The organism is Streptomyces sp. NPDC091682, from assembly GCF_044756625.1.
Classification (GTDB): domain Bacteria; phylum Actinomycetota; class Actinomycetes; order Streptomycetales; family Streptomycetaceae; genus Streptomyces.
Genome location: NZ_JBIVTH010000025.1, coordinates 52,483 through 68,625, shown reverse-complemented (window position 1 = coordinate 68,625; position 16,143 = coordinate 52,483). Strand labels below are relative to the sequence as shown.

13 protein-coding genes and 1 riboswitch are annotated in these 16,143 nt (G+C 71.3%); of the genes, 11 read left to right on the top strand and 2 right to left on the bottom strand.

All coding sequences use genetic code 11. The features are described 5' to 3' along the window. Positions 1 to 41: 41 nt before the first annotated feature. On the bottom strand, positions 42 to 2,405 hold the full coding sequence (locus tag ACIQK6_RS36750) for a chitinase C-terminal domain-containing protein (RefSeq protein ID WP_402696824.1): 2,364 nt from the start codon (positions 2,403 to 2,405) through the stop codon (positions 42 to 44). A 286-nt stretch (positions 2,406 to 2,691) separates the two neighbouring features. After that, positions 2,692 to 2,822, top strand: a riboswitch (FMN riboswitch). 149 nt (positions 2,823 to 2,971) lie between these two features. Here ACIQK6_RS36750 and ribD point away from each other — a divergent pair. The 11 genes from ribD (at position 2,972) to ACIQK6_RS36695 (ending at position 14,015) form a co-directional block, all read left to right on the top strand. Next, positions 2,972 to 4,123: a bifunctional diaminohydroxyphosphoribosylaminopyrimidine deaminase/5-amino-6-(5-phosphoribosylamino)uracil reductase RibD gene (gene ribD / locus ACIQK6_RS36745; protein ID WP_402696822.1), complete on the top strand. Its 1,152-nt coding sequence runs from the start codon at positions 2,972 to 2,974 to the stop codon at positions 4,121 to 4,123. Next, entirely contained in the window at positions 4,124 to 4,747 is a 624-nt protein-coding gene (locus ACIQK6_RS36740; RefSeq protein WP_329104156.1) for a riboflavin synthase, read from the top strand. Further along, complete coding sequence (locus ACIQK6_RS36735; RefSeq protein ID WP_329104158.1) at positions 4,744 to 5,397, top strand: nicotinamide mononucleotide transporter family protein; 654 nt, start codon at positions 4,744 to 4,746, stop codon at positions 5,395 to 5,397. The genes ACIQK6_RS36740 and ACIQK6_RS36735 overlap by 4 nt, the downstream gene beginning before the upstream one ends. Beyond that, positions 5,394 to 6,683, top strand: coding sequence for a bifunctional 3,4-dihydroxy-2-butanone-4-phosphate synthase/GTP cyclohydrolase II (locus ACIQK6_RS36730; RefSeq protein WP_329104159.1), 1,290 nt, complete (start codon positions 5,394 to 5,396; stop codon positions 6,681 to 6,683). Before ACIQK6_RS36735 ends, ACIQK6_RS36730 begins: the two co-directional genes overlap by 4 nt. Positions 6,684 to 6,746: 63 nt before the next feature. Further along, positions 6,747 to 7,232 (top strand): 6,7-dimethyl-8-ribityllumazine synthase, encoded by a 486-nt coding sequence (gene ribH, locus ACIQK6_RS36725; RefSeq protein ID WP_030775419.1) that lies wholly within the window; start codon positions 6,747 to 6,749, stop codon positions 7,230 to 7,232. 58 nt (positions 7,233 to 7,290) lie between these two features. Then, positions 7,291 to 7,572, top strand: a complete 282-nt coding sequence (locus ACIQK6_RS36720) for a phosphoribosyl-ATP diphosphatase (protein WP_329104162.1) — start codon at positions 7,291 to 7,293, stop codon at positions 7,570 to 7,572. Positions 7,573 to 7,628: 56 nt separating this feature from the next. After that, positions 7,629 to 8,477 (top strand): ATP phosphoribosyltransferase, encoded by an 849-nt coding sequence (hisG, locus tag ACIQK6_RS36715; protein WP_329104165.1) that lies wholly within the window; start codon positions 7,629 to 7,631, stop codon positions 8,475 to 8,477. 77 nt (positions 8,478 to 8,554) lie between these two features. Beyond that, positions 8,555 to 9,019 carry a PH domain-containing protein gene (locus tag ACIQK6_RS36710; RefSeq protein ID WP_329104167.1) on the top strand — a complete coding sequence of 155 codons (465 nt, stop codon included), beginning with the start codon at positions 8,555 to 8,557 and terminating at the stop codon, positions 9,017 to 9,019. Between the two features lie 200 nt (positions 9,020 to 9,219). Next, the gene (locus ACIQK6_RS36705; RefSeq protein ID WP_329104169.1) at positions 9,220 to 10,620 is read left to right on the top strand and encodes a hemolysin family protein; all 1,401 of its coding nucleotides are present in this window, start codon (positions 9,220 to 9,222) and stop codon (positions 10,618 to 10,620) included. Then, entirely contained in the window at positions 10,617 to 11,660 is a 1,044-nt protein-coding gene (locus tag ACIQK6_RS36700) for a hemolysin family protein (protein ID WP_329104171.1), read from the top strand. Before ACIQK6_RS36705 ends, ACIQK6_RS36700 begins: the two co-directional genes overlap by 4 nt. Positions 11,661 to 12,200: 540 nt before the next feature. Beyond that, positions 12,201 to 14,015 carry a hypothetical protein gene (locus tag ACIQK6_RS36695; RefSeq protein ID WP_329104173.1) on the top strand — a complete coding sequence of 605 codons (1,815 nt, stop codon included), beginning with the start codon at positions 12,201 to 12,203 and terminating at the stop codon, positions 14,013 to 14,015. A gap of 172 nt (positions 14,016 to 14,187) precedes the next feature. On the opposite strand, the gene ACIQK6_RS36690 is transcribed toward ACIQK6_RS36695, so the two are convergent. Next, positions 14,188 to 16,107, bottom strand: coding sequence for an AAA family ATPase (locus tag ACIQK6_RS36690; protein WP_329104175.1), 1,920 nt, complete (start codon positions 16,105 to 16,107; stop codon positions 14,188 to 14,190). Between the last annotated feature and the right edge of the window lie 36 nt (positions 16,108 to 16,143).

Genomic DNA, 16,143 nt, shown 5'->3' with positions numbered 1-16,143 from the left:
CACCGGGTCCTCACGTTCGTCCGTGGATCAGGGTGCGGGGGTCAGCAGGCGCCCTGGTCCTTCCAGGCACCCCATTCACCGGTGGTGCCGGGCTCTTCGTTCTGCGTCCACCACTGGGCCTTCCAGGTGCGGCCCTTGTGGGAGACGAGGTTGCCGCTGTTGTAGACCGTGCCCGCCGCGTACGCCGGGTTGGTGCAGGTCCCGCCCGGAGGCGTGGTCGGCGGGGTCGTGGGAGGAGTGGTGGGCGGGGTGGTCGGGGGAGTGGTGGGGGGCTGGGTGCCGCCGCCGGGCTGGACCGTCGTCGTACCGCGGGCCAGGTCGCCGGCGAGGGCGTAGGTGGTGCCGGAGATCTTCACCGTCCAGTTGGAGGGCGTGGACACCGGCAGGTAGTAGTTGAAGGCCAGGTCGACGGAGGCGCCGGGGGCCAGGGTCTGCCAGGCCGGGAGCTTCAGGGAGACCCGCTGGAAGTCGCCCTTCAGGCCGCCGACGTTGGTGCCGGTGTGGCCGCTGCTGATCACGGTCGTGCCGAAGCCGGACTGGTCGGAGGCGTTGTTGGGGGCCGAGGTGCCGTAGTCGAACTGGAACTCGGTGCCGCCGGGCAGCGTGGCGTTCGTGTTGTTGGTGATCTTCAGCTTCGGGGTGAGCGGGTAGTTGGAGTCGCCCAGCTTGAACTCGGTGAACTCCGTCTTGATGTCCACGGCCTGGGTGGGCAGCGCGGTCGCGCCCGCCTTCTTCGCGCCGTAGGGGGAGGCCGACTTGAACTTCTGGTACATCGTGTCGGTGAGCGTGTCGCCCATCTCGTACTGGCCCTTGGCCGCGTTGTACGCGTAGTCGCCCGCGAGCTCCCAGACCATCGTGCCGCCGATGCCCTTGTTGATCACGTAGTCGGCCTTGGCGGCCACCGACTGCTCGTCCTCCGTGGAGAGGAAGACCTTCTTCTGCGCGTTCCACAGCCACGGCGCCACCAAGGTGGAGTCGTACTTGCGGACGTATGCGCCGGTCAGCGTGGTGTTCGCCGGGAAGCCGTACTTGGTGACGTAGTCGCCTACGACGCCCTTCTCCAGGTTCTTGGCGTGCCACATCGGGTTGGAGCCCGCCGGGGACTCGACCCCGTTGGTGTCCTTGTCGTGCCACAGGTTGTCGATGCCGACCGCGCCGTCGCCGCACTTGGTCAGGCCCGCGCCGGCCGGGCAGGTGGTCGCGGGCGCCTTGCCCCACAGGCCGTCGGTGCCGCCCTGCACGTTCTTGAAGCCGCGGGTGTAGTAGGGCAGGCCGATGTTGATCCGGCCGCCCGGCATCGAGCCGCGGAAGTAGTGGTAGGCCCAGTCGGTGTTGAGGTAGCCGATGCCGCCGTACTGGGAGGTGGAGTAGACGCCGGCGGCCGCGAGTTCGCCGTCCTTGCCGTCGTCGAAGAGCGAGGCGTTGGGGCCGACGTACTCGTTCCAGGCGCCGTGCAGGTCGTAGGACATGATGTTGACGTAGTCCAGGTACTTCTGGACCTGGAACGTCTCCATGCCGCGCAGCAGGTAGCCGGAGGAGGGGGCGGCGACGGAGAGCAGGTAGTGCTTGCCGTCGGCGGCGCCCGCGCGGTCGAGCTTCTCGCGCAGGGACTTCATCAGGGCCGCGTAGCCCTGTACGAGGCCGGCGCGGCGGGCGTTGGCCAGTTGCCAGTCCAGCGGGTTGCCGGCGTCCTTCATGGTGGTCGGGTACTCGTAGTCGATGTCGACGCCGTTGAACCCGTACGTGCGGATGAACTCGACCGAGGAGTCGGCGAAGGTGTCGATGCCGACCTGGTTGACGGAGCCGTCGGCGTTCGTGGCCATCGAGTAGAAGCCGCCGGAGGCGACCCGGTTGCCGTCGTCGCCGAAGTAGCCTCCGGTCTCCGCCCAGCCGCCGACCGAGATCAGCGTCTTGACGTTCGGGTACTGCTTCTTGAACTTCGTCAGCTGGTTGAAGTGGCCCTTGTAGGGGAGGGCCGGGTCCATCTCGGCGCCGGCGACACCGGGCCAGGTCATCCCGGTGGCGGCGTTGTTCGCGCCGTCCGCGCCGACGGAGATCTTGTTGTCGGAGCCCACGTGGGCGAAGGCGTAGTTCAGGTGGGTGACCTTGGACCACGGGATGTTGTTGGCGAGGTAGGCGGGGGCGCCGTCCTTGCCGGTGCGCCAGCCGGTGAAGTATCCGATGACGCGGCGCTGGTGGTCGGCGCCCATCTTCTCGCGGCCTTCGGTGTCGTAGACCGAGCAGTACGGGACGTCGACGCCGGCGGTCTTGTACAACCCGTCTGGGCGACAGCCCTCGTTGTCGGCCGCGTGCGAGACGCCCGCCGAGAGCCCGCCCACCAGGAGTCCGGCGATCGCTGCGCCGGATGCCAGGAGCATCGCTCTCGTACGTGTGGGGGACAGCATTGTGCCTCCTGGGGAGGGGAGGATGCAGGACACAACTGGACACAACATGAAGCAACAGGATTGGTGCAGAAGCGTGTTGGCCCGTGACGTGCGCACATCTGACGGGCCGTTCCCGGGAAGTTGAAGGGAACGTTAAGAGGACTAGACCAACCCGTCAATAGGTCTGGACCAATCCCGTCCGACTTGACAAAGTCCGCGTCGGTGCCGACCCCCTGTGAGCCAGGCCACACCACATCACCCGCATCGCGCCCGATCGGACATGGCAGACTGGCTGGAGTACCAGTAGCAGCGCACTCCGGGGTCGGTGTAATTCCGAACCGGCGGTTATAGTCCGCGACCCGTCCGCAGCCAGCGGCCGGTTGACCAGGTGAGATTCCTGGACCGACGGTTAAAGTCCGGATGGGAGGCAGTGCGCGGCGGGCCAGTCACCGGTACGCCGCCGTCGGCGGTTCATCGGCACATCCCTGCGGATGTGCCCGGTCGAACCGTTTCTCCGGCCTCGGCGTCCCCTGTGTGCTGTACCGCTTCATCTGTCGTATCCCGACAGGCCCCGGAGTCCGTGCCCGATGAGGCAGGAGGACCCGGTGGCGACACACGCCGCGCACGCAGCACCCGACGCGGACACCCGTGCCATGCGCCGAGCCATCGAGCTCGCGGCCCGCGGACTCGGCTCCACCAGCCCCAACCCGGTCGTCGGCTGCGTCATCACCGACGCTTCGGGCGCGATCGTCGGCGAGGGCTGGCACGAGCGGGCCGGCGGCCCGCACGCCGAGGTCCACGCCCTGCGCGCGGCAGGCGAGGCCGCCCGCGGCGGCACCGCCTACGTCACCCTCGAACCCTGCAACCACACCGGCCGTACGGGGCCCTGCGCCCAGGCCCTCGCAGGCGCCGGGATCACCCGCGTGGTCTACGCCGTATCCGACCCGAACCCGCAGGCCAGCGGCGGCGGCGCCACCCTGCGCGCCGCCGGGATCGACACCACGGCCGGGCTCCTCGCGGACGAGGCCGAGGCGGGCAACGCCGCCTGGCTGACCTCCGTGCGCCTGGGCCGGCCGCACGTCACCTGGAAGTACGCCGCCACCCTCGACGGCCGCAGCGCCGCCGCGGACGGCAGCAGCCGCTGGATCAGCTCCGCCGAGTCCCGGGCCGACGTCCACCGGCTGCGCGCCGAGAGCGACGCCGTCCTCGTCGGCGGCGGCACCCTGCGCGCCGACGACCCGCACCTCGCCGTCCGCGGCGTGGAAGGCGCCGTGCAGCCGCTGCGGATCGCCCTCGACGCCCGCGCCGAGCTCCGGCCGACCGCCCGCATCCTCGACGACGCCGCACCCACCCTGCTCGTCGTCGGCGAGGACGCCGACACCCGGCACCTGCCCGGTGTCGAACTGCTCCGGCTGCCCCTGCACGACGGCCGCATCGCCGTCCACGACCTGCTCACCCGACTCTTCCAGCGCGGCCTGCGCTCCGTCCTGCTGGAAGGCGGGCCCACCCTGGCCGGCGCCTTCTTCGAAGGCGGCGCCGTCGACCGCGTCGTCGGCTACATCGCCCCGGCCCTGCTTGGCGCCGGCCCCGCGGCCCTCGCCGACGCCGGGATCAAGAACATCTCCGCCGCGCAGCGCCTCGACATCACCGAGGCCGTCCACATCGGCCCCGATCTCCGCATCACCGCAGTCCCCGTCCCCGCACCCACCGCCACCGCCACCGCCACCAAGGAGCACTGAGTGTTCACCGGAATCGTCGAAGAACTGGGCGAGGTCACCGCTGTCGAGCAGCTCGAGGAAGCCTCCCGCTTCCGGCTGCGCGGCCCCCTCGTCACCGAAGGCGCCAAGCACGGTGACTCCATCGCGGTCAACGGCGTCTGCCTCACGGTCGTGGAGACCGCGGACGGCGAGTTCACCGCCGACGTCATGCAGGAGACCCTGAACCGCTCCAGCCTCGGCGCCCTGACCCAGGGCTCCCGGGTCAACCTGGAGCGTCCGATGGCCCTCGGCGGACGGCTCGGCGGCCACCTGGTCCAGGGGCACGTGGACGGAACCGGCGAGATCATCTCCCGGACCCCCTCCGAGCACTGGGAGATCGTCAAGGTCGCCCTCCCGAAGAACCTCTCCCGCTACGTCGTCGAGAAGGGCTCCATCACGGTCGACGGCGTCAGCCTCACCGTGGTCGAGGCCGCGGCCGACTGGTTCACCATCAGCCTCATCCCCACCACCCTCGCGCTGACCACCCTCGGCATCAAGCAGAGCGGCGACCCCGTCAACCTCGAGGTCGACGTCCTCGCCAAGTACGTCGAGCGCCTGCTGGCCGCCGGCGTGAACCCCCTGCACGCGGCGGGAGACGAGCAGTGACCGCCCTGAACTGGCTCAACGCGGAGGCCTTCACCGTCTTCGGCCAGAAGGTCATCTGGTCCGACATGATCGGCAACCTGATGGGCCTGGCCGCGCTCGCGCTCGGCTGGCGCCGCTCCATCTGGACCTGGCCCGCCCAGCTCCTCTCCGGCCTGATCCTCATCGCCGCCTACGCCTCCGCCCACCTCGCGGGCGGCGTCGGCAAGCAGCTCCTCGTCATCGGCGTGGCCGTCTTCGGCTGGCGCGCCTGGCAGCGCGGCCGCCAGCAGGCCCAGGACGGCTCCATCGCCGTGCGCACCGCCACCTGGAAGGAGCGCGGGCTCCTCCTGGCCGGTGCGGCGCTCGGCACCCTCGCCGTCGGCGGCCTCTTCACGCTCTTCCCGAACCTCTCGTGGAGCCCGTGGGCCGACGCGTACATCTTCGTCGGCACCATCGTCGCGATGGTCGCCCAGGCCCGCGGCCTCGTCGAGTTCTGGTTCGCCTGGCTCCTCGTCGACCTGGTCGGCGTCCCGCTCGCCTTCAGCAACGGGCTGGCCTTCTCCGGCCTCGTCTACGTCGTGTACTTCGCCCTCGTGCTGTGGGGCGCCTACGACTGGTACCAGCGTTCCCGCACCAACCCCGCCCCGGCCCTGGAAGGAGCAACGGCATGACCAGCCTCAAGCCCGTGCCCGACATCCCCGAAGAGACCTTCCGCCTCGACCCCGTCGAGCAGGCCATCCGCGACATCGCGGCGGGCCGCCCCGTCGTCGTCGTCGACGACGAGGACCGCGAGAACGAGGGCGACCTCGTCATCGCCGCCGAGAAGGCCACCCCCGAGATCATCGCGTTCATGATGAGCGAGTGCCGCGGCCTGATCTGCGCCCCGATGGAGGGCGCCGAGCTGGACCGGCTCGAGCTCCCCCAGATGGTCACGAACAACACCGAGTCGATGAAGACCGCCTTCACCGTCTCCGTGGACGCGAGCGCCGCCCACGGCGTCTCCACCGGCATCTCGGCCGCCGACCGCGCCACCACCCTGCGACTCCTCGCCGACGGGGTCTCCGAGCCCGGTGACTTCGTCCGCCCCGGCCACGTCTTCCCGCTGCGCGCCAAGCCCGGCGGCGTCCTGGTCCGCAACGGCCACACCGAGGCCGCCGTGGACCTCGCCCGCCTCGCGGGCCTGCGCCCTGCCGGCGCCATCGTGGAGATCGCCGGCGAGGACGGCGTCATGCTGCGCCTGCCCGAGCTGATCCCCTTCGCCCGCAAGCATGGCCTGACGATCATCTCCATCGAGGACCTGATCGCCTACCGCCGCTCCGCCGAGCCCACCGTGCGCCGCGAGGCCGAGGTCAGCCTGCCGACCGCCTTCGGCGAGTTCACGGCGTACGGCTACCGCTCCACCGTCGACGGCGTCGAGCACGTCGCCCTCGTCCACGGCGAGGTCGGCGACGGATCCGACATCCTCGTCCGGATCCACTCCGAGTGCCTGACCGGCGACATCTTCGCCTCCCAGCGCTGCGACTGCGGCCCCCAGCTGCACGCCTCCATGGAACGCATCAAGGCCGAGGGCCGCGGCATCGTCGTCTACCTGCGCGGCCACGAGGGCCGCGGCATCGGACTCCTGTCCAAGCTGCGCGCGTACGAGCTCCAGGAGCGCGGCCGCGACACCCTCGACGCCAATCTGGAACTCGGCCTGCCCGCCGACGCCCGCGACTACGGCGCCGGCGCCCAGATCCTCGCCGACCTCGGCGTGCACGGCGTCCGGCTGATGACCAACAACCCCGAGAAGTCCGACGCCCTGGTCCGGCACGGCATCACGGTCACCAGCCGGGAGTCGATGCCGGTGGAGGCCGGCGAGCACAATCTGCGGTACCTGCGCACCAAGCGGGACCGAATGGGTCACGACCTGCCCTGGCTGGACGGGCCCGTGACCACCTCCGCCTGCGGCAACCAGTAAGCACGCACCACCACCCGTACGCACATCCACCCCACCCATCACGAACCACCAAGGAGCAGAGCTGTGAGCGGCAAGGGCGCACCCGAACTGAGCGTGAAGAACTGCGGAGACCTCCGAGTCGCCGTGATCGCGGCCCAGTGGCACGAGAAGGTCATGGACGGACTGGTCGACGGAGCCCTGCGGGCCCTGCACGAGCTGGGCATCGACGAGCCCACCCTGCTCCGGGTCCCCGGCAGCTTCGAGCTCCCGGTCGTGGCGAAGGTGCTGGCCGGTCGCGGCTACGACGCCATCGTCGCCCTCGGCGTGGTCATCCGCGGCGGCACCCCGCACTTCGACTACGTCTGCCAGGGCGTCACCCAGGGCCTGGTACAGGTCTCGATCGACACCGGAGTCCCCGTCGGCTTCGGAGTACTGACCTGCGACAACGACGAGCAGGCGCTGGACCGCGCCGGGCTCGAGGGGTCGAACGAGGACAAGGGGCACGAAGCGGTCACCGCCGCGGTCGCCACCGCCATGACCCTGCGCACCGTGAGCGAGCCCTGGCGCTAGTCCAAGGAGTGAACCCCGGCACCGGGGCACCCGGGTGAGCCCGTACTCTAAGGGCATCATGGCTGACAAGACCCCCAAGACCTTCGAGGAGCTCTTCGCCGAGCTCCAGCGCAAGGCCGCCGAAGGCGACCCCAGCACCTCCCGCACCGCCGAGCTCGTCCACAAGGGCGTCCATGCCATCGGCAAGAAGGTCGTCGAGGAGGCCGCCGAGGTCTGGATGGCCGCCGAGTACGAGGGCAAGGAAGCCGCCGCCGAGGAGATCTCCCAGCTGCTCTACCACGTCCAGGTGATGATGGTGGCGCGGGGGATCTCCCTCGACGACGTCTACGCGCACCTCTGAACCCCGGCACGCACACCCGCCCGCAAACCCGTAATCCACGCCCCAAAGGAAGCCCCATGCTGCGCATCGCCGTCCCCAACAAGGGTTCACTCTCCGGACCGGCGTCGGCGATGCTCCATGAGGCCGGTTACCGGATGCGCAAGGAGTCCAAGGAGCTCGTGGTCGTCGACCCCGAGAACGAGGTGGAGTTCTTCTACCTCCGCCCCAAGGACATCGCGATCTACGTCTCCTCGGGCAAGCTCGACATCGGCATCACCGGCCGCGACCTGCTGCTCGACTCCGGCGCCAGCGCCGAGGAGATCCTGCCGCTGAACTTCGGCCGCTCCACCTTCCGCTACGCCACCACCCCCGGCACGGCGAAGGGCCCCGAGGACTTCGGCGGGATGACGATCGCGACCTCGTACGAGGGGATCGTCGCCAAGCACCTCGCCGAGAAGGGCATCGACGCCTCCGTCGTGCACCTCGACGGTGCGGTCGAGACCGCCATCCAGCTCGGCGTCGCCCAGATCATCGCGGACGTCGTCGAGACCGGCACCAGCCTGCGCAACGCCGGACTGGAGGTCATCGGCGAGCCGATCCTCACCTCCGAGGCCGTCGTCATCCGCGGCAACGGCGCCGACGCCGACGACCCGCAGGTCCAGCAGTTCCTGCGCCGCCTGCAGGGCGTCCTGGTGGCCCGCAGCTACGTGATGATGGACTACGACTGCCGCGCCGAGCACCTGGAGCGCGCGGTCGCCCTCACCCCCGGCCTGGAGTCGCCGACCGTCTCCCCGCTGCACAACGAGGGCTGGGTCGCCGTCCGCGCGATGGTCCCCGCCAAGGAAGCGCAGCGGATCATGGACGACCTGTACGAGCTCGGCGCGCGCGCGATCCTCACCACCTCGATCCACGCCTGCCGCCTCTAGCCCGTCCCTCGGGCCCGGCGTGCAACCCGGCACGCCGCCCACCGACCCGCACGCCACCTCCAGAAGGCACCGCACCAATGGCCGAGTCCGCCGCCCAGCCCGCCGCACCCACCCTGCCGGTCACCTTCCGGCCGACCCGCACCCGGGTCGTCCTGCTGGGCGTCGGCCTCGCCATGTTCGTCACCATCACGGCGATCGCCCTGCTGCTGGAGAACCTCAGCCCGGGCGAGCGGATCAGCTTCGTCTTCACCGCCGTCCTGATGAGCTCCGTACTCGTCCTGCTCAGCCGCCCCAAGGTGGTCGCGGACGAGACCGGCGTCACGGTCGTCAACCTGACCAACACCCGCCGCCTGGAGTGGGCCCAGATCCTGCGGGTCAACCTCCGCCCGGGCGACCCGTGGGTGTTCCTCGACCTCAGCGACGGCACCAGCCTGCCCGCCCTCGGCATCCAGCCGGGCATCGCCAAGCAGCAGGCGATCGGCGACGCCCGAGCCCTGCGCACCCTGGCCGAAACCCACGGAACGGGCACCGGCGACCACTGAGTCGGCCGATCCCCACGGCTGCGTACCGTTGCGGCCGGGATCTCAATGACTACCCTGGTGGCGGGGCGCAGCCGTGCGCCCTCCCATCGGCCCCGGGACCTCGTGGCCCGTGGGCACCTGCGACTTGAGGAGTGACTCCCTCCAGCAATGGACGGATCGTCCGGTAGTACCCGCGCCGCCCTCCCCTCGGAGGCGGCGGCATGACCATCCCGCTACTTCTTCTTGCGGCGGCCTTCGCCCTGATCCTCGCCAACGGTTTCTTCGTGGCCGCCGAGTTCGGCCTCGTGACCGTGGAGCGACCCGACGCCGAACGCGCCGCAGCCGACGGAGACCGCCGTGCCCGCACGGTGGTCAAGGCCCTACGGGAGCTGTCCTTCCAGCTCTCCGGCACCCAACTCGGCATCACCATCACCTCCCTCGTGGTCGGCATGCTCGCCGAGCCCGCCCTCGCCGCACTGCTGGCCGGGCCGCTCGCCGCGACCGGCCTGCCGAAGGGAGCCGTCTCCGGTGTCGCCGTCGTCATCGGCATGCTGCTCGCCTCCGCCGTCCAGATGGTCGTCGGCGAGCTCGTCCCGAAGAACTGGGCGGTCTCCCGACCGCTCCAGGTGGCCCGCTTCGTCGCCGGCCCCCAGCAGGTCTTCTCCCGCGCCTTCCGTCCGGTCATCGCCGGCCTCAACGCCGTGGCCAACCGCCTCGTGCGGGCGCTCGGCGTGGAACCGACCGAGGAGATGGCGTCCGCCCGGACCCCCGGCGAGCTGCTCTCCCTGGTCCGCCATTCGGCGCAGGCCGGCGCCCTCGAACAGGACACCGCCGACCTCTTCGTCCGGACCCTCTCGCTGGGCGAGCTCACGGCCCAGCACGTCATGACCCCCCGGGTGAAGGTCAGCGCCCTGATGCACACGGCGACCGCGGCCGACGTGCTCAACCTGACCCGCGCCACGGGCCTGTCCCGCTTCCCCGTCTACCGCGACCGCATCGACGAGATCACCGGCGTCGTCCACCTCAAGGACGCGCTCGCCGTGCGCGAAACCGAACGCGACCGCACGAGCGTGAGCCGGATCTGCGTCGCCCCGCTGCTGGTGCCCGGCTCCCTGCCGGTGCAGCCGCTGCTGGAGCGGCTGCGCAGCGAGCAGCCGATGGCCGTGGTCGTCGACGAGTACGGCGGTACCGCCGGCGTCGTCACGCTGGAGGACATCGTGGAGGAACTCGTCGGCGAGGTCCGCGACGAGCACGACCTCGCCGAGGACGAGGCCCCCGAACTGGCCGCCGTACCGTCCGAGGACGGCCGCCCCTCCTGGGAGGCCGACGGCAGCTGCCGGGTGCAGACCCTGCGCCGCATAGGCCTGGAAGTGCCCGAAGGCCCGTACGAGACCGTCGCCGGCCTCGTCGCCGACCTGCTCGGCCGGATCCCCGCCCCCGGGGACCGCGCGGAACTCCCCGGCTGGAAGCTGTCCGTCCGCCGCGTCGGCCGCAACCGCGCCGAGCGGGTCCGGCTGGTCCGGCTGGCGGCGGTGCCCGCGGCCGGTGCGTACCGGCCCGCGGCCGACGGCGCGGCCGTGCCCGAACCGAAGCGGGCCGAGCTGGAAGGCGCCGCCCGATGAACGCGCTCCAACTCCTCTTCGCCCTGTTGCTGGTCCTCGCCAACGGCTTCTTCGTCGGCGCCGAGTTCGCGCTCGTCTCCGTACGGCGCAGCCAGATCGAGCCCCTCGCGGCCGGTTCCAAGCGGGCCCGCCAGGTGCTCCACGGCTTGGAGAACCTGCCCCGCATGATGGCCGCCGCACAGTTCGGCATCACCGTCTGCTCGCTCACCCTCGGCGCGGTCGCCGAGCCCACCGTGGCCCGGCTGCTGGAGCCCTTCTTCCACGCCGTCCACGTACCGCAGGGCCTGATCCACCCCCTCGGCTACGCGTTCGCGCTCGCCGCCGTGGTCTTCCTGCACCTGGTGATCGGCGAAATGGTGCCGAAGAACCTGGCCATGGCGGCCCCGGAGAAGACCGCCCTGTGGTTCAGTCCCGGCCTGGTGGCCTTCGCCCGCCTGTGCGGGCCGGTCACCACCGCGCTCGGTGCCTGCGCCGCGCTCGTCCTGAAGCTCTTCAAGGTGGAGCCCAAGGACGAGGTCGAGGCCGTCTACACCTCCGCCCAGCTGGGCCGGCTCCTCAAGGACTCCCGGCAGGCCGGGCTCCTGGAGCCGGTCGAGCAGGAGCGGCTGGAGGACGCGCTGGAACTGGGCAGCCGCCCCGTCACCGACGTCCTCCTCGGACCGGACCGACTGGTCACGGTCGGCCCGGCGGTGACCCCGCGGCAGATCGAGCAGTTGACCGTCCGCACCGGCTACTCCCGTTTCCCCGTCCGTGCCGACAGCGGCGCCTTCATGGGCTACCTGCACGTCAAGGACGTACTGGACCTGGAGGACAGGGAGCGGGCCGTCCCGCAGCGGGTCTGGCGCCGGATGACCACGCTGTGCGCCACCGTCCCGCTGGACGACGCCCTCGGCGTCATGCGCCGGGACGCCACGCACCTCGCGCAGGTGGCGGATCCGGGGGGCCGGGTCCTCGGCCTGGTCGCCCTGGAGGACGTCCTCGAAATGCTGGTCGGCGAGGTCCGCGACCCGGCCCACCGGGTGGCGCCCGCCCGCCGCTAGGCCGTCGACCGGTCGTTCCGCCCCCGGGCCCTCGCGGGTCCGGGGGCAGAGCTCGTGGGAGGAGGCGTCCAGATCGCGGGCGACGCGGACGAAGCCGACGTGGACGAAGTCGGTGTGAGGTCAGTCACACAAGGTCGGTTCGGGCGCGTTCCGGTGAACCTCGACCGGGTCCCGGCCGTCTTGATGGCCGGATCGTCGGTTCGGGTATCCGGGCTGGACTTCACGGTCTGCGACGCGGAACACTACGATGCCAGCGATCTTCCGGCGTCCCGGTCCGGCTCCGGCCGTGGGACCTCCGGGATGCACGGGGGTCCGGTCACCGTACGTCGGCCGCCTCGCGATTGACCGACCGATCCCCGTTTAGCCAGTAGCCGACGGGGGCAAGACGCCGGTTTGCTAGCGTGTCGGACGTGGAGTCCCGTCGGTCATGCCGGGGACGCGTGTCGCCGGGGAGTCCCCGGCCGATGCCCGCTGACCTCGCTCGCCCTGCCGAGCCGGCCCGACCTGCGGCAGAGTGCCGCTTCACGGAAGCGATGTGACATGACGGATTTGGCACCGAACATCATCGGCGCCCCCTCCAGCACGCCGGACAGCGCCAAAGGCGCCCCGTCCGACGGGAAGTCGACGGCCCGGTCGGGCGGCCGCTTCGACCGCTGGACGCAGAAGCGCTGGTTCCTCCCGCTGGCGGAGGTCGTGGTCAGTGTCGTCGTCGCCCTCGGGTTCATGCTGCTGTGTACGCACATCAGCGTCAACCCCGTCACCCGGATCGGTCAGGTCAGCGGCCTCGCCAAGGTCCAGCAGTACGCGGCCCTGATCGGCATACCCGTCCTCGCGGCGCTGCTGTTCCTCGCCTACCGGGGCACCCTGCGCTACTACCGGGTCGCACAGCGGCTGGTGTGCGCGGCCCTCGCGGGCCTGGCCACCGGCATCGTCGCGGGCGGCATCGCGGTCGCCCTGAACGGCACGCCGTGGGGCCTGGGCGGCCAGGAGGGCGACCCCGGCAACCTCATGGGCATGGCCAACGACATGATGCGCCACAAGGGCCTGCCCGGGGTCTACCCGCCCCTGTTCCCCGCCCTGCTCGCGCTCTGGGCCAAGGCCTTCCACAACGGCATCGCCGATGTGGGCCACGCCCTCAAGGACCTGCAGCTGATCCTCAGCGCACTGGTCGGCCCGATGGCCTACGTCGCGTGGCGACTGATGCTGCGTCCGTTCTGGGCGATGGCCATCGCCGTACCGGCCTCGATCGTCTTCCTCGACCCGATCCGCCCCTACAGCCACGGCTCCATGCTCGTCCTGCTGCCGCTGCTGGCCGCCGCCTTCCGCGAGATCCGCCGGGCCGACCAGCTCACGACGCGCTCCGCAGTACTGCGCGGCCTCGGCTTCGGCATCGTGTTCGGCGTCATGTTCCTCTGGTACTCCGGTTGGTACCTGTGGGCCGCTCCGGGCGGGTTCGTCCTCGGCCTGCTGCTGTTCCCGTGGCGCCGCGGCCGGATCGCCGTCAAGCGTGCTCTGATCTTCCTCGGCGCCATGCTGGCCACTGCCGCGGTCATCGGCGCGCCGCTGCTGTACCAGCTGGCCCGCCTGGGCGCCTCGACGGTGGACCGCTACGCCTACATCAACACCTACCTCGACCCGGCCTACGTGATGGGCTGGGCGTCCGACCGCGCCGGCGAGCAGACCTACTACAACTTCCCGGTGTCCGGCGAGCTGGCCGGCCAGACCGGCTTCGGCATCCTGCTGCTCCTGGGCGTGGGCATCGGCGTGGGCCTCGGCCTGCGCAACACCGTGGTCCGCACCGCCGGCTTCGTCCTCGCCGGCGCCTGGCTGCTGCGCTTCTGGTTCGCCTCCCACATGGCGCACAACCAGGCCGTCCAGCTGTACCCGCGCACCACCTGGATCATCTTCTACTGCCTGATCATCCTGGCCGTCCTCGGCCTGATGCTCACCTACGAGCGCGGCTTCGGCTGGATCCGCGGCACGCTCCAGGAGGTCGCCCCGGCCCGGGCCGCCCGGATCTCCCCGCGCCTGCTGTCCCAGCTGGCCGCCGGCCTGATCTGCGTGACCGCCCTGTTCGCCACCATGGGCGCCTCCTGGTCGGCCAACCGCTTCATGCCGTCCACCAACCCGAGCGTCGAGGACCTCGGCCTGGACGCGCTCCGCGCCCACCAGCAGCAGCTGCCGAACGGGAAGTGCCCCAAGTACTCGCCCTACAAGGGCAAGCAGGAGTGCGTCCCGGTCAACATGAAGCTGTCCGAGTACGTCTTCGTGCCGCCGGCGCGGCCCAGCCTCTGGTGCGCCAACACGACCGCCGAGAACCACGACCTCGTCTGCGGTCGCCAGCCGAAGAACTGACCGCTCAGGTCCGCACGCCGCCGGGGCCCGTCACGACGGGCTCCGGCGGCGTGCTGCTGACCGGGCGTTCCGGCCACCAGCCGGGACTGCCGTGCCGTCCGCGATCCACAACGGCCCGACCCGTGCGGGGGCCGCTGCCCGAACGGCAGCACCCGTCCGCCGCGCGACATCCTCAGAAGGCCGGGGGCTCCGGCCGTTCCTGGGGGCCGCGGCCCGACAGCACCTCCCCGTACGCCTGCATCAGGTCGGGCAGCCGCAGCGTCGCCAGGTCGTCCCGCGACGGCTCACCTGCGAAGCCGGCCAGCCGCAGGTCCCGGTACGCGCAGCTCTTCTCGTACAGGGTCCGCAGGAAGCGGCCGTTGCCGAGCTCGTCGATCCAGCCCTGTTCCACCACGTGCGCGCTGATGCTGCGCAGCTCCTCCAGCGCCTCCTCGTCCCAGTGGTCCCCGTTCGCGTCGGCCAGCACCCCGCCGATCGCGGTCAGTTCCAGCGGCCGGTAGCTGGGGAAGTCCACCCGGGTGGTGAACCGCGAGGACAGCCCCGGATTGGCGGCCAGCAGCCGGTCCATCCCGGCCGGATAGCCCGCCAGTATCACCACCAGGTGGTCCCGGTTGTCCTCGGCCCGCTTCAGGAGCACCTGCAGGGCCTCGTCGCCGTACGCGTCGCCCTTGCTGTAGCCCGAGTTGGACAGTGAATAGGCCTCGTCCACGAACAGCACCCCGCCGATCGCCGAATCGATCAGCTCGTTCGCCTTCACCGCTGTCTGCCCCAGGAACTCGCCCACGAGGTCGGCCCGCTGGGCCTCCACCAGATGGTCACCGCCGAGCAGCCCCAGCGCGTAGAACACCCGGCCCAGGATCCGGGCCACGGTCGTCTTGCCCGTACCGGAGGGCCCGGAGAACACGAAGTGCCGCTTCGGCGGCTGCACCGGCAGCCCCTGACCCGCCCGGAGCCGCGCCATGTGAAGCTGTGCCGAGAGGGCCTTCACCTGCCGCTTGACCGGCTCCAGGCCCACCATCCGCTCCAGCTCCGCCAGCGCCTCGGCGAGCGCCGCCGGGTCCGCCGGCCCGGCCGGCAGCCCCTCGGGCGTGCCCCGTGGCGGCACCGGCGCCTTGCGCCGCGCACCCTCCACGCGTCCCGCCGGGGGAGCGGGCGGACCCAGCGGATCGGGCTCCACCTGACCGTCCGCCGCGATGTCCTGGACGGGCCCGCCGCCCAGCGCGACCGCCGCGAAGTCCCCGCCCGCCGGGGACGGGCCGTGCCCGCTGTAGCCCCCGTACGCGGCGTACCCCGCCAGGCCCGCCAGATCGGCCACGCCGTCGGTGTCGTCACCGTCCTCGATGGCCGTCAGCCGGGCCGCCGTGTCCATGAACGAGGGGTCCACCCGGTGCACCGCCCGGTACAGCGGCAGCGCCGCCGCACTGCGCCCGGTTCCCTCCCGCGCCCGGGCCAGCCAGTACCGCAACTCCTTGCGCTGGGGCTGCTCGCTGCGGCACCGCATCAGCGCCGCCGCCAGCATCGGCTCCGCCTGCCCGTACATCTCCAGCCGGACCCGCGCCATCCCGCCGAACAGCCCGGCCTCGATGCCCAGCAGCGGATCGTTGACCAGCGGCTCGGTGTGCCGGACCAGCTGCTCCCAGTCCTTGACCAGATAGGCCCGGCACGCGTGCAGGAACCGCACCTGCGCGTCGGTGTCCACCGGCGGCAGCGCGGCCAGGGCCTGGTCCAGTTCGGGCACGTGGCGGCCGTCCAGCCAGTGCGAGGCATGGGCGAGGAGCAGATCGCGCCGGCTCTCCAGCACCGGCTGCACCCACCAGCCCAGCCAGTACCAGGAGTTGAGCGTCCGACGGTGCCGGGCGCGCTGCTCGCCGAACCGGTCCCGGTGGGCGTACATGCGGAGTAACGCGTTGCCGGTGTCGACCCGGAGCGCGTGCAGGCCCAGCCATGCGTCCGCCATGGAGGGGTCGAGCCGTACCGCCGCCCGGAACTCTTCCTCGGCCTGCGGATAGGCGCCCACGGTGCAGGCGTCGACCCCGCGCAGCCAGGCCAGTTCGGCCGGGGCGTGCATGCTGCCCGGCGTGCCGAAATCCATCACGTCCCCCACAAGCCTGCCCCCGTGGTGCGCGGC